The organism is Stappia sp. TSB10GB4 (assembly GCF_900185745.1).
Taxonomy (GTDB): Bacteria; Pseudomonadota; Alphaproteobacteria; order Rhizobiales; family Stappiaceae; genus Stappia.
In genome coordinates this window covers 83,188-102,250 of record NZ_FYAV01000082.1, presented here as the reverse complement: position 1 = coordinate 102,250, position 19,063 = coordinate 83,188, and the positions used below count along the sequence as shown (strand labels likewise).

At 67.9% G+C, this 19,063-nt stretch carries 18 protein-coding genes and 1 pseudogene; 8 read left to right on the top strand and 11 right to left on the bottom strand.

Annotated features, from left to right (window positions below; all coding sequences use genetic code 11):
* Nucleotides 1–643: pseudogene (locus TSB10GB4_RS22680) on the top strand (ATP/GTP-binding protein); the annotation flags it as partial.
* Nucleotides 644–969: 326 nt separating this feature from the next.
* On the opposite strand, the gene TSB10GB4_RS22675 reads toward TSB10GB4_RS22680, so the two are convergent.
* Both TSB10GB4_RS22675 and rpsU read right to left on the bottom strand, forming a co-directional pair.
* Nucleotides 970–1,824, bottom strand: coding sequence for a tetratricopeptide repeat protein (locus tag TSB10GB4_RS22675; RefSeq protein WP_244293105.1), 855 nt, complete (start codon nt 1,822–1,824; stop codon nt 970–972).
* Between the two features lie 457 nt (nt 1,825–2,281).
* Entirely contained in the window at nt 2,282–2,509 is a 228-nt protein-coding gene (gene rpsU, locus TSB10GB4_RS22670) for a 30S ribosomal protein S21 (RefSeq protein WP_029059436.1), read from the bottom strand.
* A gap of 492 nt (nt 2,510–3,001) precedes the next feature.
* Between rpsU and TSB10GB4_RS22665 the strand changes: the two genes are divergently transcribed.
* Complete coding sequence (locus TSB10GB4_RS22665; protein ID WP_186397578.1) at nt 3,002–4,390, top strand: MATE family efflux transporter; 1,389 nt, start codon at nt 3,002–3,004, stop codon at nt 4,388–4,390.
* A 26-nt stretch (nt 4,391–4,416) separates the two neighbouring features.
* Here the strand turns inward: TSB10GB4_RS22665 and TSB10GB4_RS22660 are convergent, their stop codons facing one another.
* The 3 genes from TSB10GB4_RS22660 to TSB10GB4_RS22650 all read right to left on the bottom strand — a co-directional run bounded on the left by TSB10GB4_RS22660 (nt 4,417) and on the right by TSB10GB4_RS22650 (nt 6,363).
* A complete protein-coding gene (locus TSB10GB4_RS22660) occupies nt 4,417–5,520 on the bottom strand; it encodes a 5-(carboxyamino)imidazole ribonucleotide synthase (RefSeq protein ID WP_186397577.1) in 1,104 nt (367 codons plus the stop codon).
* Between the two features lie 19 nt (nt 5,521–5,539).
* On the bottom strand, nt 5,540–6,037 hold the full coding sequence (purE, locus tag TSB10GB4_RS22655) for a 5-(carboxyamino)imidazole ribonucleotide mutase (protein WP_186397576.1): 498 nt from the start codon (nt 6,035–6,037) through the stop codon (nt 5,540–5,542).
* Nucleotides 6,038–6,153: 116 nt separating this feature from the next.
* A complete protein-coding gene (locus tag TSB10GB4_RS22650) occupies nt 6,154–6,363 on the bottom strand; it encodes a YdcH family protein (RefSeq protein WP_186388503.1) in 210 nt (69 codons plus the stop codon).
* Nucleotides 6,364–6,773: 410 nt separating this feature from the next.
* Between TSB10GB4_RS22650 and TSB10GB4_RS22645 the strand changes: the two genes are divergently transcribed.
* A complete protein-coding gene (locus TSB10GB4_RS22645; RefSeq protein WP_186397575.1) occupies nt 6,774–6,953 on the top strand; it encodes a YdcH family protein in 180 nt (59 codons plus the stop codon).
* Between the two features lie 156 nt (nt 6,954–7,109).
* On the opposite strand, the gene TSB10GB4_RS22640 is transcribed toward TSB10GB4_RS22645, so the two are convergent.
* From TSB10GB4_RS22640 to TSB10GB4_RS22630, 3 genes are all read right to left on the bottom strand, one after another.
* The gene (locus tag TSB10GB4_RS22640) at nt 7,110–7,571 is read right to left on the bottom strand and encodes an EF-hand domain-containing protein (protein ID WP_186397574.1); all 462 of its coding nucleotides are present in this window, start codon (nt 7,569–7,571) and stop codon (nt 7,110–7,112) included.
* A 135-nt stretch (nt 7,572–7,706) separates the two neighbouring features.
* The gene (locus tag TSB10GB4_RS22635; RefSeq protein WP_186397573.1) at nt 7,707–9,344 is read right to left on the bottom strand and encodes an acyl-CoA synthetase; all 1,638 of its coding nucleotides are present in this window, start codon (nt 9,342–9,344) and stop codon (nt 7,707–7,709) included.
* A 105-nt stretch (nt 9,345–9,449) separates the two neighbouring features.
* Nucleotides 9,450–10,214 (bottom strand): sulfite exporter TauE/SafE family protein, encoded by a 765-nt coding sequence (locus TSB10GB4_RS22630; RefSeq protein WP_186388459.1) that lies wholly within the window; start codon nt 10,212–10,214, stop codon nt 9,450–9,452.
* A gap of 231 nt (nt 10,215–10,445) precedes the next feature.
* On the opposite strand from TSB10GB4_RS22630, the gene TSB10GB4_RS22625 reads away from it, so the two are divergent.
* Together TSB10GB4_RS22625 and TSB10GB4_RS22620 are read left to right on the top strand one after the other, a co-directional pair.
* Nucleotides 10,446–12,359, top strand: a complete 1,914-nt coding sequence (locus TSB10GB4_RS22625) for a propionyl-CoA synthetase (protein ID WP_186397572.1) — start codon at nt 10,446–10,448, stop codon at nt 12,357–12,359.
* 165 nt (nt 12,360–12,524) lie between these two features.
* Nucleotides 12,525–13,316, top strand: a complete 792-nt coding sequence (locus tag TSB10GB4_RS22620; protein WP_186397571.1) for an SDR family NAD(P)-dependent oxidoreductase — start codon at nt 12,525–12,527, stop codon at nt 13,314–13,316.
* Nucleotides 13,317–13,323: 7 nt separating this feature from the next.
* Here the strand turns inward: TSB10GB4_RS22620 and TSB10GB4_RS22615 are convergent, their stop codons facing one another.
* Nucleotides 13,324–15,156, bottom strand: coding sequence for an ABC transporter transmembrane domain-containing protein (locus TSB10GB4_RS22615; protein WP_186397570.1), 1,833 nt, complete (start codon nt 15,154–15,156; stop codon nt 13,324–13,326).
* Nucleotides 15,157–15,519: 363 nt separating this feature from the next.
* On the opposite strand from TSB10GB4_RS22615, the gene rpmE reads away from it, so the two are divergent.
* Complete coding sequence (gene rpmE / locus TSB10GB4_RS22610) at nt 15,520–15,744, top strand: 50S ribosomal protein L31 (RefSeq protein ID WP_186388455.1); 225 nt, start codon at nt 15,520–15,522, stop codon at nt 15,742–15,744.
* 111 nt (nt 15,745–15,855) lie between these two features.
* On the opposite strand, the gene TSB10GB4_RS22605 is transcribed toward rpmE, so the two are convergent.
* Nucleotides 15,856–16,386: a DUF1465 family protein gene (locus TSB10GB4_RS22605; RefSeq protein WP_186397569.1), complete on the bottom strand. Its 531-nt coding sequence runs from the start codon at nt 16,384–16,386 to the stop codon at nt 15,856–15,858.
* 431 nt (nt 16,387–16,817) lie between these two features.
* Nucleotides 16,818–17,018 carry a DUF1192 domain-containing protein gene (locus tag TSB10GB4_RS22600; protein ID WP_186397568.1) on the bottom strand — a complete coding sequence of 67 codons (201 nt, stop codon included), beginning with the start codon at nt 17,016–17,018 and terminating at the stop codon, nt 16,818–16,820.
* Between the two features lie 136 nt (nt 17,019–17,154).
* Between TSB10GB4_RS22600 and TSB10GB4_RS22595 the strand changes: the two genes are divergently transcribed.
* Complete coding sequence (locus tag TSB10GB4_RS22595) at nt 17,155–18,165, top strand: NAD(P)H-quinone oxidoreductase (protein WP_186397567.1); 1,011 nt, start codon at nt 17,155–17,157, stop codon at nt 18,163–18,165.
* 134 nt (nt 18,166–18,299) lie between these two features.
* Entirely contained in the window at nt 18,300–19,028 is a 729-nt protein-coding gene (locus TSB10GB4_RS22590; protein ID WP_186397566.1) for a DUF1013 domain-containing protein, read from the top strand.
* Nucleotides 19,029–19,063: the final 35 nt, after the last annotated feature.

Below are 19,063 nucleotides of genomic sequence, written 5' to 3'. Positions count from 1 at the left end.
GCCGTCTGCAGCCGTCGCCGCGCGCGAGGATGCGGCGCCGGCGGCACAGGCCCCGATCACCGTTGCCGCCATCGCGCCGCCCGCCAAGCCGGCGGAACTGCGCCAGGGTCCGATCGAGGCCGCGACCGGAACCGCGCTCGCCGCCGCGCTGCCGCGACCGGCCCCGACGGACGGGGTCGCGGCCATCGCCGCCGCCACCGGCGCGGCACCCGGCCGCAAGCCGCAGACGGACCTCACCGCCGCGACCCTCGCCTATGCACCGGCAACCGCGTCCGCGAGCGCATCGGGCGGCAATTCCACCGTGGCGCCGTCGCGCGCCGCCGCTCCCGCTCCGGCGACCCGCCAGGCCTCGGTGTCCGGACGCCTGCCGGAGCCGGTGATCCGCGATCCGCTGGCGCGCTTTGCCGCGCTTCCCGACCGGACCGCGCTTCCCGAAATCCTTTCGGGCCTCACCAACACCCGTACCCGGACCTTCGCCCAGCTCCAGCATCCCAACCAGCGGCGGCTGGAACTGCTGATGGCGCCGGGCGGCCGTGTCTATGCCAACCGCTTTGGCGCCTCGGCGCGCGAAGCCGCGATGCCGCGTCCCGACCGGTTCGAGGGACCCGCCATTGTCGTGCTGCCGGTGGTGTCGCTGCGCTGAGGGCAAGGCCCCACGGTTAAAGACCTGCAGAAACAGGAAAGGCCGGCAGCGGTGATCCGCTGCCGGCCTTTCGCGTCTTGTGGCCCGGGTAGAACCGGCGACCTGTCGTGTCGGGAGGAGACGGGCCGATGTGCCGCGGGCCTGCGGGACCGCCCTCAGGATTGCCGTCGAAGGGGGCGGGGCGACGAGGACGAAAGGGCTCCCCTGCGGCGGAAGCCACGGGGATGGGAAGCCACGCAGATGTCACGGACGGCGGCGGGAAGGGCGCCGGAGAGGGATGCCGAGAGAGACGCCGAAACGGCGCCGAAACGGCTCTGGGCCTGGCGTCAGCTCCGGGTGACCACGCCGGACCCGCCCCGGTCGAGCCGGCCGAGGCCCTCGCGGGCGATCTGGTTGGAGCCGTCGATGCCGAGGGCGCGGCTGTAGGACCGGCGCGCGTCGCTGGCCTGGCCGAGCGTCTCCAGCGCGAAGCCGCGATTGGCCCAGGCGACGGCGGAGCGCGTGTCGCGGTTGACCGCCTCGGACAGGTCCGACAGGGCGGCCTTGGGATCGTTCAGCGCGAGATAGGAGATGCCGCGCGCGATATAGGGCTCGGCCGCGTTGGGATCGAGGCCGATGGCGATGGCGAAATCCTCGACGGCCTGCTGATGGCTGCCGCGCGCCTGATGGATCAGGCCGCGATTGTGAAAGGCGCGGGCATTGCTCGAATCGCGGCGGATCGCCGCGTCGAAATCGGCAAGGGCGAGATCGTCGCGGCCCATCTCGCGGTAGGAATTGCCGCGCCCGACAAGGGCAAGGTCATAGTCCGGCTTGATCCGGAGGGCGGCGCTGTAATCGTTGACGGCGGCGTTGAGGTTGCCCAAGCGGCGGTGGACCAGCGCGCGGTTGGCATAGGCCTGAAACGAGTCCGGTGACAGTTGCAGGGCCGTGTCGAAATCCGCCATCGCCTCCTTGTGGCGCCCGGCCTGGCCATAGGCAATGCCGCGGGTGTTGTAGGCGGCCGCGTCGCGCGGGTTGGCCTTGATCACCGCGTTGAGGGAATCGATGTTCGCGGCGGAGCCGGCGGAACGGTCGACCTCGAAACCGGAGGACAGGCCGGATGCCTGGCAACCCGCCACCAGCAGGGCGGCGGAGAGGAGAACACCCCGCAGGGGGCCTGATCGAAACGTCGCCTTACGCAATGCCCACCACCTCGGTTGATCCTGTCCTGTCCCGCAACCAGCCGCCAAGACCTTTCGTCGCACCGGCCTTCATCGCGACGGTCTTCATCGCGACGGACACCATCGCGACGGACAATGGCACGATCGTCCAGCGCGTTCCACCCGCCGCCGGACGATGCCAGGCGACAGGATGCCGAGCGACAAGATGCCAAGCGATTCGGGCGGAAACCCGGCGAACCGCATCGGGACATCCGCCAATTGCCAGGGCGAACCCGCTCGCGGCGCCTCCCCGATGCCGGCATCGACCCATACTGGCACCGACCCGTACTGGCACCGACCCGCTTCGGCCGTGGCCGGCGCGGGCCTTTGCAAACGGCTTCGCCTCCATGCCGGGCGTGACGGCCCGGGAGGGAGGCGAAAGAACCTGGGGTGTCGGCTGGACGTGGCGCGAAACACTGGTCCGCGCCGGGCCGTACTTTTAGCGGCGGGGAGCCTTGCTCGGCAGCAGGCCTTCGCGCTGGGCCCGCTTGCGCGCCAGCTTGCGGGCGCGGCGAACGGCCTCGGCCTTTTCACGGGCCTTCTTCTCGGACGGCTTTTCGTAGTGGCCGCGAAGCTTCATCTCGCGAAAGATGCCTTCGCGCTGCATTTTCTTCTTAAGCGCCTTGAGCGCCTGATCGACATTGTTGTCGCGGACCAGAACCTGCACGCGTCTTTTCCCATCGTGTTTGCACGGGATGCGGACCTGCACCCTGTGCGGAGCAATTTCAATGTGATGCGGAAGCGAAGTCGGATCACCACCGAAACCGGTCGCCATCCGGGAAGGGGCTGCCACTTGCACAAAGACAAGGCCGCGCCGCCCTCGCGTCGCCAGTCAGGGCGTTGTGTTAGCAGAGGCAACCGGGCTTGTCCACCCGCATTCACCGGTTCCGAGCCATGTTTTGCGGCTGCGCGGCGACGGGTCCTCGCCCGGATCGCCACCGGGTTTCAGCGTCGCGGCGGCAAAAGCGGGCGGCCGGTTTTTCTGGACAGGATTGTAGCGAGGAACTAGGAAGAGGTCCGGCTGCCGGCGCGGATTTTCGCCCTGCGCGGCGTCCGGTGTCCATGTCCTTTGCCCGTGCGGGACCTGGTTGCGCTCTCTTCAGGCCCTCGCGGCCTGTGCGCACCGGTGTGAGCTCCGGGCACTCCCGGAGTTCAGGGGATGACCGATCCCTCCACGGCCCGGCCGGCCGGCCGGCTTTCCGCCCTTTGGCGCGGCGATATCCTGCCGACCCTGGCGCTCGGCACCCCGATCGCCGGGGCGCAACTGGCGCAGATGGCCGTCAATACCACGGATGTGCTGATGATCGGCTGGCTCGGCGCCACCGAGCTGGCGGCGGTGGTGCTGGCCTTCAACCTCTATATCGTGCTCTGGCTGTTCGGCATGGGCGTGCTGCAGGCGGTGATCCCGCTGGCGGCGCGGGCCCGCGGCGAGCGCAAGGTGCGCGAGCTGCGGCGGGCGGTGCGGATGGGCTTCTGGTTCGTCGCGCTCTATTCGATCCCGGCGCTGCTGGTGATGTGGCACACCGAGGACCTGCTGCTGGCGCTCGGCCAGGAGCCGCAGGTGGCGGCGCTGGCCGGCGGCTATGCCCAGGTGATGATGGTCACCCTGGTGCCGTCGCTGCTGACGATGGCGCTGAGAAACTTCATCACCGTGATGGAGCGGGCCCAGGCGGTCCTGTGGGCGACGGTGGCCGGCGCGGTGCTCAACGCCATGGTCAACTATGTGCTGATCTTCGGCCATTTCGGGTTTCCCCGGCTGGAACTGGTCGGCGCCGCGATCGGCTCGGTGATCACCTCGACGGTGACCTTCCTGCTGCTGGTGGCCTATGTGCTGCGCCAGCCGCATCTGCGGCGCTATGGCGTGTTCGGGCGGATCTGGCGGTCGGACTGGCCGAAGCTCCTGGAGATCGTCAAGCTCGGCTGGCCGATCGCGGTGACGCTCCTGGTCGAGGTGGCGCTGTTTTCCGGCACGTCGGTGATGATGGGCTGGATCGGCACCATCGACCTTGCGGCGCACGGGATCGCCACCCAGTTCGCCTCGATCGCCTTCATGGTGCCGATCGGCATCGGCCAGGCGGCGATGATCCGCATCGGCCTGGCGGCCGGGCGCGGCGACCGCAAGGCGGTCGGGCGGGCCGGCTGGACCGGCTTCAACCTCGGCATGGCCTTCATGAGCACGAGCGCCATCGTCTTCCTGCTGATCCCCGAGACGCTGGTCGGCCTGTTCCTCGACTTCGGCAATCCGGATGCGGCAAGCGTCCATGCCATCGGCATCAGTTTCCTGGCGGTGGCGGCGCTGTTCCAGGTCTTCGACGGGGCGCAGGTGATCGGCGGCAGCCTGTTGCGCGGCCTGTCGGACACCAAGGTGCCGATGATCATGGCGGTGGCCGGCTATTGGGGCGTCGGCATGGTCGGCGCCTATGTGCTCGGCTTCCCGCTCGGCTTCGGCGGCATCGGCATCTGGATCGGGCTGGCGGCGGGCCTTGCCTTCGTCGCCGTGCTCGTCATGTGGCGCTTCGCGCTGCGCGAGAGGATCGGCCTGATCTGAGGCGGTCCGGTCTGCGCCGCAGGGGATTACGGCTTGAGCGGGCGGATGCGGTTGACATGGCCCATCTTGCGGCCCGGCCGGCTCTCCGTCTTGCCGTAGAGATGCAGCGAGGCGCCGGCCTCGCTGAGGATGTCGGCCCAGCGGTCCGCCTCCTCGCCGATCAGGTTCTCCATGACCACGTCGGAATGGCGCTCGGCGCTGCCGAGCGGCCAGCCGGCGACGGCACGCACATGCTGCTCGAACTGCGAGACCTGGCAGGCGTCCTGGGTCCAGTGGCCGGAATTGTGCACGCGCGGGGCGATCTCGTTGACGACGAGGCGCGGGCCCTTTGCGCCCTCCGGCAGCACGAACATCTCGACGCCGATGACGCCGACATAGTCGAGCCGCTCGCAGATCGTCTCGGCCATGCGGCGGGCCTCGGCCGCCAGTTCGGGGGCAAGGGCCGCCGGCACGGTCGAGGTCTTGAGGATATGGTCGCGGTGGACGTTCTCGGCGACGTCATAGGCGCGCAAGGTGCCGTCGAGGCCGCGCGCGGCGATCACCGAGACCTCGCGCTCGAAGGGCACGAAGGCTTCCATGATGGCGGCCTGGCGGCCGAGCCGGGTGAAGGCGTCGCGCGCTTCCGCCACCGAGCGCAGCAGGATCTGGCCCTTGCCGTCATAGCCGAGGCGGCGGGTCTTGAGGATGCCTGTGCCGCCGGCCTCATGCAGCGCGGCGACCGCCTCCTCGTCGCTGTCGACGCGCCAGAAGCCGGCGACCGGAATGCCGGCGGTCTGCAGGAAGCTCTTTTCCTCCAGCCGGTCCTGCGAGACCGCAAGGGCGCGCGGTCCCGGGCGCACCGGCACGCGGGCGGCGAGATGGCTGGCGGTCGGGCCGGGCACATTCTCGAACTCGTAGGTAACGACATCGACCGAGGCGGCGAAGATGTCGAGCGCGGCAACATCGTCATAGCCGGCGATGGTGTGGGTCTGGGCGACCTCGAAGGCGGGGCTCGCCGGATCGGGACAGAAGATATGGGTCTTGAGGCCGAGCGGGGCGGCGGCAAGGGCGATCATGCGGCCGAGCTGGCCGCCGCCGAGAATGCCGATCGTGTCTCCCGGCAGCAACGGCCGGTCGCCGGTCTTGCTCATCTGCCCGTGCCCTTCCTGGTCAAGCGTCGTCGGACGGGTGCTCGGCGACCGCCTCGGATTGGCGCCGGCGCCAGTCGTCGAGCCGAGCGGCGAGGGCGGTGTCCGTGAGGGCCAGCACGGCGGCGGCGAGCAGCGCGGCGTTGACCGCGCCGGCCTTGCCGATGGCAAGGGTGCCGACCGGAATGCCGGCCGGCATCTGGACGATGGACAGCAGGCTGTCCTCGCCCTTCAGCGTGCGGGACTCGATCGGCACGCCGAAGACGGGAAGCGGCGTCATCGAGGCGGTCATGCCGGGCAGATGGGCGGCGCCGCCGGCACCGGCGATCACCACCTTGAAGCCGGCCTCGCGGGCGCCCTTGGCAAAGTCGTAGAGCCGCTGGGGGGTTCGGTGGGCCGAGACGATGCGCGCCTCATGCGAGACGCCGAGTGCCGCCAGCGTGTCGGCCGCATGTTTCATGGTCGGCCAGTCGGACTGACTGCCCATGATGATGGCCACTTGCGGATTTGCCTCGCCCATGCGCGCCCCTGCCTGAGGTTGCTGTTGCCGGCCGTGCCGGAAGGCCCCGCACTATAGGCAGAGCCGGGCGGTGCGCAAGGGCCTTGCGGACGGAGCCGGAGAGCCGTCAGGGCCGGTCAGGCGATGATGTCGGGAAGCAGGCGGTCTTCCAGCGTGGTGATGCGGTCCTTGAGTGCGAGCTTCTTTTTCTTCAGGCGCTGAAGCTGCAGCGCGTCGGCGCGGCCGGTCTCCACCATGGCGCCGATCGCCATGTCGAGGTCCCGGTGTTCCTGGCGCAGGCGCGCCAGCTCGATGCGCACCGTCTTGTCGTCGAAGTCGCCGTCCATGCCCGCATCCATGCCTCTACTCCAGACTTTCGGCGCAAACGCCCACCCGACCGGCGGAAGGTGCAAGGCGGACCGCCCGACCTTCGCAAAGCCGATCATCTTCAACGCCCCGGAACGCTCGGACAGGGTCCTCCCGAAGGCCAAAACGCTTCCGCCGACAGGATACCGCGATGGCGGCCCGGGCGGTAGACCCGTTGAACATCGCGGCGACGCGCGGCGGCCGTGGACAGGGTGTCGCAGGCGGCGGCCGGAGGGCCGCGGACGGGCGGATCCGCCGGAGAAAACGCTCCGTAAACCCTGCGCTAACGGCAATCGCGCAATCGGGGCAAGGACCTTCGGAAGCGTTCGACAGGGCTTGCAGGCTGTGTCACACTGATGTCGTCAAACGCGAATAGGCAAGGAGGTTATCCATGTCCCTTCAGTCGCATCTGGTCGAGTTGAAGAAACGTCACTCGGATCTTGAGCGAAAACTGGAAGAGGCGATGCGCCATCCAAGCACGGACTCGTTGGAGCTCGCCAGCCTGAAGCGCCAGAAACTTCAGCTCAAGGACCAGATTGAGCGGCTTCGCTCCGGCTCTACCCTGCACTGAAGATCCTGCATTGACACGGGAAGGGGCCGCAAGGCCCCTTCGACCACAGCAGAAGCCGCGGCCTTGCCGCGGCTTCTGTGTTTTCGGGGTCCAGACTGTCGGGGTGTCATGGCGCACGGACCTGTCGGCGCGCAGGTGGGCGGCCCCAAACACGCCTCAGAAGTGCAAGGCGCGCCACTCGGGCCGGGCCAGTTCGCCGTCGCCATTTTCATCGGCGAGGCCGAAACGGGCCTTGGCGCCGGACAGGAACTCGTCGAGGCTCAGCGTCCCGTCGCCATTCGTGTCCATGGGCGCAAAGCGCGCCTCCTTCTCCTCCTGCCGGCGCGCCTGCATCGCGGTGTTGCCGCCCTGCTGGGAACCCATCCGGAGCGCCATGTATTCGTCCATGGTGACCTTGCCGTCCCCGTCCGCATCCATGGCGTGGAAGACATCCTCGGCGTGGGTCAGCATCTCCTGCAGGGAGACGCTGCCGTTGCCGTCGGTGTCCATGGCTTCCATCCGGGTGGCCATGCCTCCGCCCCCCATGCCCTGACCCATCCCCTGCTGTGCCAGCGCGGCCCCGCTGACCAGGGTTGCGGCAAGCGTGAGGCCTGCCAACGTGCGGCGAAGATGTGTCATGTCCTGCTCCCCGGCACCCGTGGGTGCCGTTTGTTGCATGTCTTCGAACGTTGAGATCTTACTCCGAAACGCGCAAGGCGACGGGGCGGCGCGCTGTCGCAGGCGTGCCCGCCGCTTGCGGCCGGAGCGCAGTGCTCACACCTCCTTCGCCATCTCGCGCAGCACGAATTTCTGGATCTTGCCGGTCGAGGTCTTCGGCAGTTCGGTGAAGACCACATGGCGGGGCACCTTGTAGCGGGCGAGCCGCTGGCGGCAGAACTCGACGATCTCCTCCGCCGTCCCTTGCGCGCCGGGGCGCAGCTCGACAAAGGCGCAAGGGGTCTCGCCCCATTTCTCATCCGGCCGTGCGACCACGGCGGCGGCCATCACCTCGGGATGCTTGAACAGCACGTCCTCCACCTCGATGGAGGAGATGTTCTCGCCGCCCGAGATGATGATGTCCTTGGACCGGTCCTTGAGCTGGATATAGCCGTCCTCATGCATGACGCCGAGATCGCCGGAATGGAACCAGCCGCCGGCAAAGGCCTCCGCCGTCGCGGTCGGGTTCTTGAGATAGCCCTTCATCACCACATTGCCGCGGAACATCACCTCGCCGAGGGTCTCGCCGTCGGCGGGAACGGGGAGCATGGTCTGGGGATCGAGCACCGCAAGATCCTCCAGCGCCACATAGCGCACGCCCTGGCGCGCCTTCAACGCCGCCTGCTCGGCGGCCGGGCGCCCATCCCACTCGCGCTTCCAGTCGTTGACGACGGCGGGGCCGTAGACCTCGGTCAGGCCGTAGAGATGGGTGACGTTGAAGCCGGCCTCCTTCATCGCCGCAAGCACGGCCTCGGGCGGGGGAGCGGCGGCGGTGAAGAACTCGACGATGCGCCCGGCAAGGTCGCGCTTGTCCTCCTCGGGCGCGTTGAGCACCGTCGACATGACGATGGGCGCGCCGCACAGATGGGTGACGCCTTCGTCCGCGAGCGCATCCCACATCTGCTTGGCGCGGACCCAGCGCAGGCAGACATGGGTGCCGGCGACCAGCGACAGCGACCAGGGGAAGCACCAGCCGTTGCAGTGGAACATCGGCAGGGTCCACAGATAGACCGGATGCCGGGCCATGGAGGCGGTCAGGACATTGGCCTGCGCCAGCAGATAGGCGCCGCGATGGTGGTAGACGACGCCTTTCGGATTGCCGGTGGTGCCAGAGGTGTAGTTGAGCGAGATCGCGTCCCATTCGTCGGCCGGAAGCCGCCAGGCGAAGTCGGGATCGCCGGAGGCGACGAACGCCTCGTAGTCGATCTCGCCGAGCAATTCGCCGGCTTGCGGAAACTGCGGGTCGTCATAGTCGATGACCAGCGGGGCGACCTTTGCCAGCGCCAGCGCCTCCTTCATCACCGGGGCGAATTCCCGGTCGGTGATGACGACCTTGCTTTCCGCGTGGTCGAGCTGGAAGGCGAGGATGGCGGCGTCGAGCCGGGTGTTGAGCGAATGCAGCACGGCGCCGGTCATCGGCACGCCGTAATGGGCCTCGAGCATCGGCGGGGTGTTGGAGAGCATCACCGTCACCGTGTCGTTCTTGCCGATGCCCCTTGCGGCGAGCGCCGAGGCGAGCCTGCGGCTGCGGGCGTAGAACTCGGCATAGGAGACGCGCTGGCGCCCATGCACGATGGCGGTCTGGTCGGGGAAGACGGCGGCGGCCCTCGCCAGGAAGCTCAGCGGCGACAGCGGTGTGTAGTTGGCCTCGACCTTGTCGAGATCGCGCGTGAAGGGGGTGCCGTTGTCGGCCATTCGTTCCTCCGGATATGCCCTGTCAGCCGGCGCTTTCTCCCCGCCGTTCCCGGCATCAAAGCGGCAAAGCCCCGTTCGATCAACTGCGTTCGGCGGCCTGCGCGATCAGGCGAGGAGGGCGCTCGCCCCATCCCACAAGAGCTTGAGGCCGATGACGCCGACGGCGAGATAGGTGATGCGGTAGAACAGCGCCGGCTGCACCCGGCGCACCAGCCAGACGCCGGCAAGGGTCGCCAGCGGGGCGAGCGGCAGCAGCACGGCGGAGGTCGCAAGGTTCGCCGCGTCGAACTGGCCGAGCGCGGCATAGGGCACCAGCTTGATCGCGTTCATCGTGGTGAAGAACAGCACGGTGGTGCCGGCGAAGCGGATCGGGTCGAGCCGCAGCGGCAGCATGTAGATCTGGTAGGGCGGGCCGCCGGTGTGGCTGACGAAGCTGGTGAAGCCGGCGATCGAGCCCCAGAACCGCCCGGCCCAGGGGCGTTGCGGTTTCGCTTCGCCCATCCGCGCGCCGCCGCGCAGATAGTCGAGCGTGAAGAGCACCGCGACCAGGCCGACCAGCAGGCGGACATGGGCATCGCTGACATGGGCGGCGGTGAGATAGCCGATGCCGATGCCCAGGATCGCCGGCGGCAGCAGGATGCGCAGGCTCGCCCCGTCATATTTGCCGCGATAGGCGATCAGTCCGGCCATGTCCATGACGACGAGGATCGGCAGCATGATGCCGGCAGCCTGCACCGGCGGAATGACGAGGCTCATCATCGGCACGCCGAGCAGCGACAGCGGCCCGCCGAAGCCGCCCTTGGCCAGCCCGACCAGGATCACCGCCGGGATGGCGAAGGCATAGAACAGGGGATCGGAAACGGGATGCACGGGGGTCTTTACCGACAGGAGGCTGGCACCGAATCGACGCCCTGGCCAATCTATACGGGGGAGCAGGGCGCTGTCATGTTGCAGGACAGCCCGCCTAAGCAAACTTCCCATTCGCCGAATGTATAGGGTGGCAAGGCTTGCCTTTCCGTGCCCCGTCGCGGCAGATACGCTGAACCGCGTTGCGGAAGGCCGGGTTTCGACAGGCCGAATTTCCATAGGGAGGACAAGCCGATGACCAGCCGTTATCACGAGGTCTACGAGGCGTGGGCGCGCGATCCGGAAGGCTTCTGGGCGAAGGCCGCCGCCGAGATCGACTGGATGAAGCCCTGGGACACGGTCTTCGATCCCTCGCTCGGCGGCTATGGCCAGTGGTTTGCCGGCGCCGAATGCAACACCTGCTACAACTGCCTCGACCGGCATGTGGAGCGCGACCGCCCCGGCCAGCCGGCGATCATCTATGACAGCCCGATCACCGGGGCGAAGGCCGTCTTCACCTATGAGGAGACGCTGGAGCGGGTCAACGCCATGGCCGCCGTGCTGGCCGATCACGGCATCGGCAAGGGCGACCGCGTCATCATCTACATGCCGATGATCCCCGAGGCAGTGATGGCGATGCTGGCCTGCGCCAGGCTCGGCGCGGTGCATTCGGTCGTCTTCGGCGGCTTTGCCGCGCGCGAACTCGCCACCCGCATCGACGATGCGACTCCCAAGGCGATCATTGCCGCCTCCTGCGGCATCGAGCCGGGCCGGGTGGTGGCCTACAAGCCGCTGCTGGACGCGGCCATCGAGATGTCCCGGCACAAGCCGGAGGCCTGCTTCGTGCTGCAGCGGGTGCAGGCCGAGGCGGCGCTGGACGGCGCGCGCGACCATGATTTCGGCGCCCTCACCGCCGATGCGCTGGCGCAGGGGCGCAAGGTCGCCTGCGTGCCGGTCAAGGCGACGGATCCGCTCTATATCCTTTACACGTCCGGCACGACGGGCCAGCCCAAGGGCGTGGTGCGCGACACTGGCGGCCACATGGTGGCGCTGAAATGGACGATGGCGAACCATTACGGCGTCGAGCCGGGCGAAGTGTTCTGGGCGGCCTCCGATGTCGGCTGGGTCGTCGGCCATTCCTACATCGTCTATGCGCCGCTGCTGCAGGGCGCGACGACGGTCGTCTTCGAGGGCAAGCCGATCGGCACACCGGATGCCGGCGTGTTCTGGCGGGTGATTTCCGAGCATAATGTGGTGAGCCTGTTCACCGCGCCGACCGCCTTCCGCGCGATCAAGAAGGAGGATCCGGAGGGCAAGCTGATCGCCGACTACGATCTCGGCTCCTTCCGCACCCTGTTCCTGGCCGGCGAGCGGGCCGATCCGGACACCATCGCCTGGGCGGAGGACAAGCTCGGCGTGCCGGTCATCGACCACTGGTGGCAGACGGAAACGGGCTGGCCGATCGTCGGCAATCCGGTCGGGCTCGGCATGCTGCCGGTCAAGCACGGCTCGCCGACGGTTCCCATGCCCGGCTACGATGTGCAGGTGGTGGACGATGCCGGCCATCCGGTCGCCAAGGGCGCGCTGGGCAATGTGGTGGTCAAGCTGCCGCTGCCGCCGGGCTGCCTGCCGACGCTGTGGAACGCGCCGGAGCGCTTCCACGCGAGCTATCTGGAGGAGTTTCCTGGCTACTACAAGACGGCCGATGCCGGCCTGATGGACGAGGACGGCTATCTCTTCATCATGGCGCGCACCGACGACATCATCAATGTCGCTGGCCACCGGCTGTCGACGGGGGCGATGGAGGAGGTGCTGGCGAGCCACCGGGACGTCGCCGAATGCGCGGTGATCGGCATCGCCGACCAGCTCAAGGGCCAGTCGCCCTGCGGCTTCGTGGTGCTGAAGGCCGGCGTCGACCGGCCGCATGCGGAGATCGAGAGGGAACTGGTCGCCCTGGTGCGCGAGCGGATCGGCCCGGTCGCCGCCTTCAAGCTGGCGATCACGGTGGAGCGGCTGCCGAAGACCCGCTCGGGCAAGATCCTGCGCGCCACCATGCGCCAGGTTGCGGATGGGGCGGAATACCGGATGCCGGCGACGATCGATGATCCGGCGATCATCGACGAGATCGCCGCGGCGCTGAAGGAACGCGGCCTGCCGGTCGGCGGCTGAGACTGCCGCAACGGCAGGTGCCGCGGCCCGCTGCTTCCCCAGCGCTTTCAGGCTGTCGCATCGACAGCGGCGGCGCTGCGTCCTATGTTCGCGCGCGGGCAATGCAGCGCCCGCGCGGGCGGCTTGTCCCGAAAATCGCGTGAACAGACAGCAGCGAGGAACTCCGTGTCCCTGGAAAAGAAGGTTGCCATCGTCACCGGCGGAGCCGGCGGTATCGGCCTGGCGATCGCACGCCGGTTTCTCTCCGACGGTGCCAAGGTGGTCATCGCCGATGTGGACGATGCGCGCGGCGAGGCGGCCGAGGCGGAGCTGAAGACGCTCGGCGAATTGCGCTATGTCCATTGCAACGTCGCGGAGAAGCTCGACGTGCGCAACCTGGTGGCGGCAACGCTGGACGCCTTCGGCGACATCGACATCCTGATCAACAACGCGGGCATCGTCGCCGGCGGCGACTTCCTCGAGATCGAGGAGGCGGATTTCGACCGCGTGTTGTCGGTCAACCTGAAGGGCGCGTTCCTATGCAGCCAGGCGGTGGCCCGTCACATGGTCGACAAGGTGGCGGCGGGTGGCACGCCGGGGGTCATCATCAACATGTCGTCGGTGAACGCGGTTTTCGCCATCGCCGACCAGGTGCCCTATTCGATCTCCAAGGGCGGCCTGAACCAGCTCACCAAGGTTGCGGCCCTGGCGCTGGCGCCGCATGGCATCCGCGTCAACGGCATCGGCCCCGGCTCGATCATGACCGACATGCTGACGGCGGTGAATGCCGACAAGGCGGCGCAGACGCGGGTGCTGTCGCGCACGCCGCTCGGCCGGGTCGGCGAACCGTCGGAGATCGCGGGCGTCGCGGCGTTCCTCGCCTCCGACGATGCCAGCTACATGACCGGCCAGACCCTGTATCCGGACGGCGGACGGCTGCCGCTGAACTACACGGTGCCGGTGGTCGCGCAGGACTGAGCCCGGCCTATTCGGCGGCCGAACTACGCCTGTCGGCGGCGGTGTCGAAGGCGCGGGCGCCGGTCTCGAACTGCAGCTTGGCGAGCTTGGCATAAAGTCCGCCATGGGCGACGAGATCGGCATGGCGGCCGCTTTCGACGATGCGCCCGCCCTCCATGACGATGATCCGGTCGGATTTGAGCACGGTGGCGAGGCGGTGGGCGATCACCAGGGTGGTGCGGCCCTGCATCAGGCCCTCCAGCGCGGTCTGCACCAGGGTCTCGCTCTCCGCGTCCAGCGCGCTGGTGGCCTCGTCGAGCAGCAGGATCGGCGCGTCCTTGAGAATGGCGCGGGCGATGGCAAGGCGCTGGCGCTGGCCGCCGGAGAGGGTGACGCCGCGCTCGCCGACGGGGGTGTCGTAGCCCTTGGGAAGGGCGCGGATGAAGGTGTCGGCGAAGGCGGAACGGGCCGCCGCCTCAATCTCCTCGCGCGTTGCCTCCGGCCGGCCGAAGGCGATGTTGTCGGCGATGCTGGCGGCGAACACGGTGGTGTCCTGCGGCACCAAGGCGATCTGCCGGCGCAGCTCGAGCGGGTCGCAGTCGCGCAAGGGAACGCCCTCGACGCGGATCGTGCCCTGGCTCGGATCGTAGAAGCGCATCAACAGGTGGAACAGGGTCGACTTGCCGGCGCCGGAGGGGCCGACGACGGCGACCGTCTCGCCCGGTTCAACGGCGAGCGAGACGTCGGTGATCACCGGCAGGCCGCTGCCCGCCCCATAGGCGAAGGAGACGTTGTCGAAGGCGAGGGCGCCCGACACGCGCTGCGGCAGCTTCACTGGCTTGGCCGGGGCGGCGATCTCCGGCTTGATCTTCAGCAGTTCCGACAGGCGCTCGGCCGCGCCGGCGGCCAGCGAGATCTCGCCCCAGACCTGGCTGAGTTCGCCAAGGGCACCGGCCGCGAAGATCGAATAGAGCAGGAACTGGCCGAGCTCGCCGGCGGTGATGCGGCCGTTGAAGACGTCGCTGGCGCCGACCCAGAGCACGGTGACGACGCTGCCGGCGATGACGAACATGGCGAAGGCGGTGAGCAGGGCGCGGGCGAGGATGGCGGAGCGGGCGGCGCGGAAGGCCTCCTCGACATTGGAGCCGAACCGCAGGCTGGCCAGCGCCTCGTTGGTGAAGGCCTGCAGGGTGCGCACGGCGCCCAGCGTCTCGGACGCATAGGACGAGGCCTCGGCCAGCGTGTCCTGCGCGTGGCGCGAGCGGCGGCGCACGCTGCGGCCGAAGGCGATCAGCGGCAGCACGATGATCGGGATGGCGCCGAGCACGAACATCGACAGCCGCGGGCTGGTCACCACCATCATGGTCGAGGCGCCGAGGAACATCATCAGGTTGCGCATGGCGATGGAGGCGCTGGTGCCGACCGCCGACTTGACCTGGGTGGCATCGGCGGTGAGACGCGACACGATCTCGCCGGAACGGGCGCTGTCGTAATAGCCGGGGGACAGGCGGATGATGTGGCTGTAGACGTCGGCCCGCAGGTCCGCGACGATCCGCTCGCCGAGCGAGGTGACCAGATAGTAGCGCAGGGCCGAGAAGGTGGCGAGCGCGGCGGCGACGAGAATGAGCACCGAGAAGTAATTGTCGACCAGCGACGGATCGTCCGCGCCGAAGCCGAAATCGATCATCCGCCGAATGGCGATCGGCAGCAGCAAGGTGGTGCCGGCAGCGCCCATCAATGCGACCAGGGCCAGCACCGCCCGGCCCCGGTATTTCACCAGATAGGGGAGCAGCGCGGCCAGCGGCCGCAGGTCACGCTTTCCGCCGCGGTCGGGCGCTGTGGGGGAGCCGTATCGGGACACGCTTGTTCTTGCTCTCTGTTCCTGCCGGATGCCAGCGGACCATAACGGTTTGAAGCCGTAAGTCCAACCTGTGGACGCGATCGCGATTGTCGCGGCGCCGGCAGCCGCGCGAGGGCGCCGGGCGCGGCTTTGCGGCCTTGTTTTCCGCCGATGAATGGGCTATAGGCTCGCGCTCAAGGTTTCAGGTGCCGTGCGCTCTTCCGCGTGGCCCGCCGATGAATCCGTGACTTCGTCGTGCAGCGAGGACTTGCCGCCACCGGCGGGCTTGCCACGTGCGCAGGATGGGGGCACGACCACAGCTCCAACATGAATGCGCCGCGCCTCCCCAGGGCCGGTGTAAGCCGCAGGCACGGGGACGAGAAGATGAAGAAGGACATTCATCCCGACTACCACTCCATCAAGGTGGTGATGACGGACGGTACGGAGTTCCACACCCGCTCCACCTATGGCGCGGACGGCGACTCGCTGCAGCTCGACATCGATCCGCGCACCCATCCGGCATGGACCGGCGGCGACCGCCAGCTCATGGATCGTGGCGGCCGCGTTTCGCGCTTCAAGAACAAGTATGCGGGCTTCCTCGGCAACTGAGTGCCGGAACCCCGCTCCGCCCTTGCGGGTGGACGCAGACACGAAAAACCCCGGAGCCTCAGGCGCCGGGGTTTTTTGTTGGGCCTTGTCGGCTCCGCGCCGGAAGCTGGCTCAGCGGCGGGAGCCGAAAGCGGCGTTGAGCACGTCGAGCTGAACGGCAACCGGATTGTCGATTGCGGGGGCTTCTGCGTGGCGGCTCTCGTAGATCATCCGGTCGAGGTGCTGGATGCGCTCCTGAAGACGCACGGACCGCTCGATCAGGTCGCGCAGCTCCTGCGGCAGATCCTGCCAGCCGGAGCCGCCGCGCGTCGAGGACAGGGTGTCGAGGCGCACCTTGTTCTTCTCGTTGCCGGCCTGCTCGGCCGACATCTCGCCTTCGTTGACGGCGCGCTGCAGCAGCAGCCAGGACGCCATCTGCATCAGCCGCGTCGTCAGGCGCATGGATTCCGTCGCATAGGCGAGCGAGCCGGCGCGCGGCAGCGACTTCGACTGCACCCGTCCCTCGCCGTCCAGATAGGCGGCGGTTTCCTCCACCAGCGCCATGCCGTCGCGGAACAGCGCGGAGAACATCTCCGAATTGGCCAGTCGGTCGGCGAAGTCGATCGGTGCATTTCGCCGCGTGGATGAGAACCAGTCCGTCATGCGCCAGTGCCTCCTGTCCAGCCTTGTCTCGATCCCTGGCGACCGCGGTGTCCTGCCGGCGCTTCTGCGAGGCCTGGCGTGAAACGGGACACCTGTCCCAAAACGGGTCCCAGCGGTCGGGTCCCTGCTTGCTGTGCAAGCGCCGTGCCATGCCGTCTGGCGCAGGCGGCCAGCTTCTTGAGGGGATACACCGAAGACGCCGGCAAAAAAAGAGCCGCGGCGACCGCGGCTCGAAGTCATTAACAGGGAGGCGTCAAACAGAGTGGACAGGAGCCACTCGAAATCCAGAGGACTGGATACACACAGTTATGAATTGGAAAGCTTAATAATTGGTAAATGACTAAATTTTTAATGAATCCCGGCGCCTCACGCAGCGGAGCGCAAAGTCAAATTTGAAGTAAATATCGAAGGTTAACTGTGTCGGAGCCCGCTCAGGACGAGCTGCGGAACAGCGCATCGGCCGCCGCGCGCACGCCGCTGCGGGCATCGCGCTCGCGTTCGACGCGGGCAATCTCCCCTGTCAAGTCTTCGATGCGCCGCGTCAGTTCATCCACAGAAAGTTGCGACAGGTCCTCGCCCAGAACAATCGGAAGGGCGATGCCGCCTGTCTTCGAATCGAACTCGTCCTGCATGTCCGGGTCTCCCTTTGCCGACCGCGCCCCTCGCCGTCCGGCAGGATGTCCGCCCGAATGGGCGCTCGTCAATTGTCAGGCCGTGCGGGACGTCTTAAACCGGGACACCACAGGCAAGCGCAAGAGGACGGGTCCGATGAGCGACATTCCCCGCATGATGACGGCAATCGGCTTCGAGACGCCGGGCGGTCCCAATGTGCTGGCGCCGATGCAGCGGCCGGTGCCGTCTGCCGCCGCTGGCGAGGTGCTGATCCGCATCGAGGCAGCCGGCGTCAACCGGCCGGACGTGATCCAGCGGATGGGGCACTATCCGCCGCCGCCCGGCGTCACCGACATTCCCGGCCTGGAAGTCGCCGGCACCGTCGTCGCGCTCGGGCCGCAGGTCGCCGGCCTCTCGCCGGGCGACCGGGTCTGCGCCCTGGTGCCGGGAGGCGGCTATGCGGAATATGTGACAGCGCCTGCGGGTAGCGTGCTGCCGGTGCCTTCCGGATTGTCCATGACGGAGGCTGCGGCGATCCCGGAAACCTTCTTCACGGTCTGGTCGAATGTCTTCGACCGGGTCGGGCTGACGGCGGGCGAGCGGTTCCTGGTGCATGGGGGGACGTCGGGCATCGGTACCACGGCGATCCAGCTTGCCAAGGCCTTCGGCGCCGAGGTCTTCACCACCGTCGGCTCCGACGACAAGGCGGCGGCGGCGCGTCGGCTCGGCGCCGACCATGCGATCAACTACAACAGCGCGGATTTCGTCGAGGTGGTGCTGGAGGCGACCGGCGGTCACGGGGTCGAGGTGATCCTCGACATGGTCGGCGGCGACTATGTCGAGCGCAATTGGAAGGTGGCGGCGGTGGAGGGCCGCATCTGCCAGATCGCGACGCTGAACGGGATCGCCGAGAGTGTCAATTTCTCGCGGCTGATGGTCAAGCGGCTGACCCATACCGGCTCGACACTGCGCCCGCGCGAGGCGGCGTTCAAGGCGGCGATCGCCGCGCAGTTGCGCGAGAAGGTGTGGCCCTTGATCGAGGCCGGCACGGTCCGCCCGGTGATGGATTCGACCTTCCCCTTGGCCGAAGCCGCTGCGGCACATGCGCGGATGGAGAGCTCCGGACACATCGGCAAGATCGTGCTTTTGACCGGGGCCGCGACGTGATCCATGTTTGATTTCATGGCGGGGAACGCGTATAAGCCTTGCAGTTCCCCTTCCATGCGACAGATGATTTAGGCTTTGCCGGCTCCTGCGCTCACAAGTGCGGTTCCCGGCGGAGCGAACAGGAGGCATTACACATGGCGACCACTCCCTTGATGCCCAAGGCGACGGCCGTGTGGCTTGTGGACAACACGTCCCTCAGCTTCGAGCAGATTGCCGACTTCTGCAAACTCCACCCGCTCGAGGTGAAGGCGATCGCCGACGGCGAGGCCGCCCAGGGCATCAAGGGCCTGGATCCGGTGATGACCGGCCAGCTTACCCGCGAGGAGATCGAGAAGGCGCAGGCGAACACCGGCTACCGGCTGAAGCTGCAGGAGCCGAAGACCCGCGTGCCGGAGAGCAAGCGCAAAGGACCGCGCTACACGCCGGTGTCGCGCCGCCAGGACCGCCCGAACGCCATTCTGTGGCTGGTGCGCAACCATCCGGAGCTGAAGGATTCCCAGATCATGCGCATGGTCGGCACCACCAAGCCGACGATCCAGGCGATCCGCGAGCGCACCCACTGGAATTCCAACAGCCTGACGCCGCTGGATCCGGTGACGCTGGGCCTGTGCAGCCAGATCGAGCTCGACATGGAGGTCGAGAAGGCGTCGAAGAACCTGCCGCCGCGGCCCGAGAGCGAACACTACGAGGAGACGCTGCTGCCGGTCGACGAGACCACCTCGGAGGACGCGATGGCGGCCGCCTTTGCCCGGCCCGCCCCCTCGCAGCCGAAGGACGAGGAGATCGACGCCGCCGCCGTCTTCGCCAAGCTCAACTCGCTCAAGGGCAAGGCCCGCGACGAGGATGACGACGACGACTATTAAGTCGTTCTGGTCGCGCCTGTGATACGCGGCGCGAC

Excerpts from the sequence above, each read along its gene's own strand:
- TSB10GB4_RS22665 (WP_186397578.1), top strand. The coding sequence starts at position 3,002 with ATGACCGATCCCTCCACGGCCCGGCCGGCCGGCCGGCTTTCCGCCCTT.
- TSB10GB4_RS22660 (WP_186397577.1), bottom strand. The coding sequence starts at position 5,520 with ATGAGCAAGACCGGCGACCGGCCGTTGCTGCCGGGAGACACGATCGGC.
- purE (WP_186397576.1), bottom strand. The coding sequence starts at position 6,037 with ATGGGCGAGGCAAATCCGCAAGTGGCCATCATCATGGGCAGTCAGTCC.
- TSB10GB4_RS22650 (WP_186388503.1), bottom strand. The coding sequence starts at position 6,363 with ATGGACGGCGACTTCGACGACAAGACGGTGCGCATCGAGCTGGCGCGC.
- TSB10GB4_RS22645 (WP_186397575.1), top strand. The coding sequence starts at position 6,774 with ATGTCCCTTCAGTCGCATCTGGTCGAGTTGAAGAAACGTCACTCGGAT.
- TSB10GB4_RS22640 (WP_186397574.1), bottom strand. The coding sequence starts at position 7,571 with ATGACACATCTTCGCCGCACGTTGGCAGGCCTCACGCTTGCCGCAACC.
- TSB10GB4_RS22635 (WP_186397573.1), bottom strand. The coding sequence starts at position 9,344 with ATGGCCGACAACGGCACCCCCTTCACGCGCGATCTCGACAAGGTCGAG.
- TSB10GB4_RS22625 (WP_186397572.1), top strand. The coding sequence starts at position 10,446 with ATGACCAGCCGTTATCACGAGGTCTACGAGGCGTGGGCGCGCGATCCG.
- rpmE (WP_186388455.1), top strand. The coding sequence starts at position 15,520 with ATGAAGAAGGACATTCATCCCGACTACCACTCCATCAAGGTGGTGATG.
- TSB10GB4_RS22605 (WP_186397569.1), bottom strand. The coding sequence starts at position 16,386 with ATGACGGACTGGTTCTCATCCACGCGGCGAAATGCACCGATCGACTTC.
- TSB10GB4_RS22600 (WP_186397568.1), bottom strand. The coding sequence starts at position 17,018 with ATGCAGGACGAGTTCGATTCGAAGACAGGCGGCATCGCCCTTCCGATT.
- TSB10GB4_RS22595 (WP_186397567.1), top strand. The coding sequence starts at position 17,155 with ATGAGCGACATTCCCCGCATGATGACGGCAATCGGCTTCGAGACGCCG.
- TSB10GB4_RS22590 (WP_186397566.1), top strand. The coding sequence starts at position 18,300 with ATGGCGACCACTCCCTTGATGCCCAAGGCGACGGCCGTGTGGCTTGTG.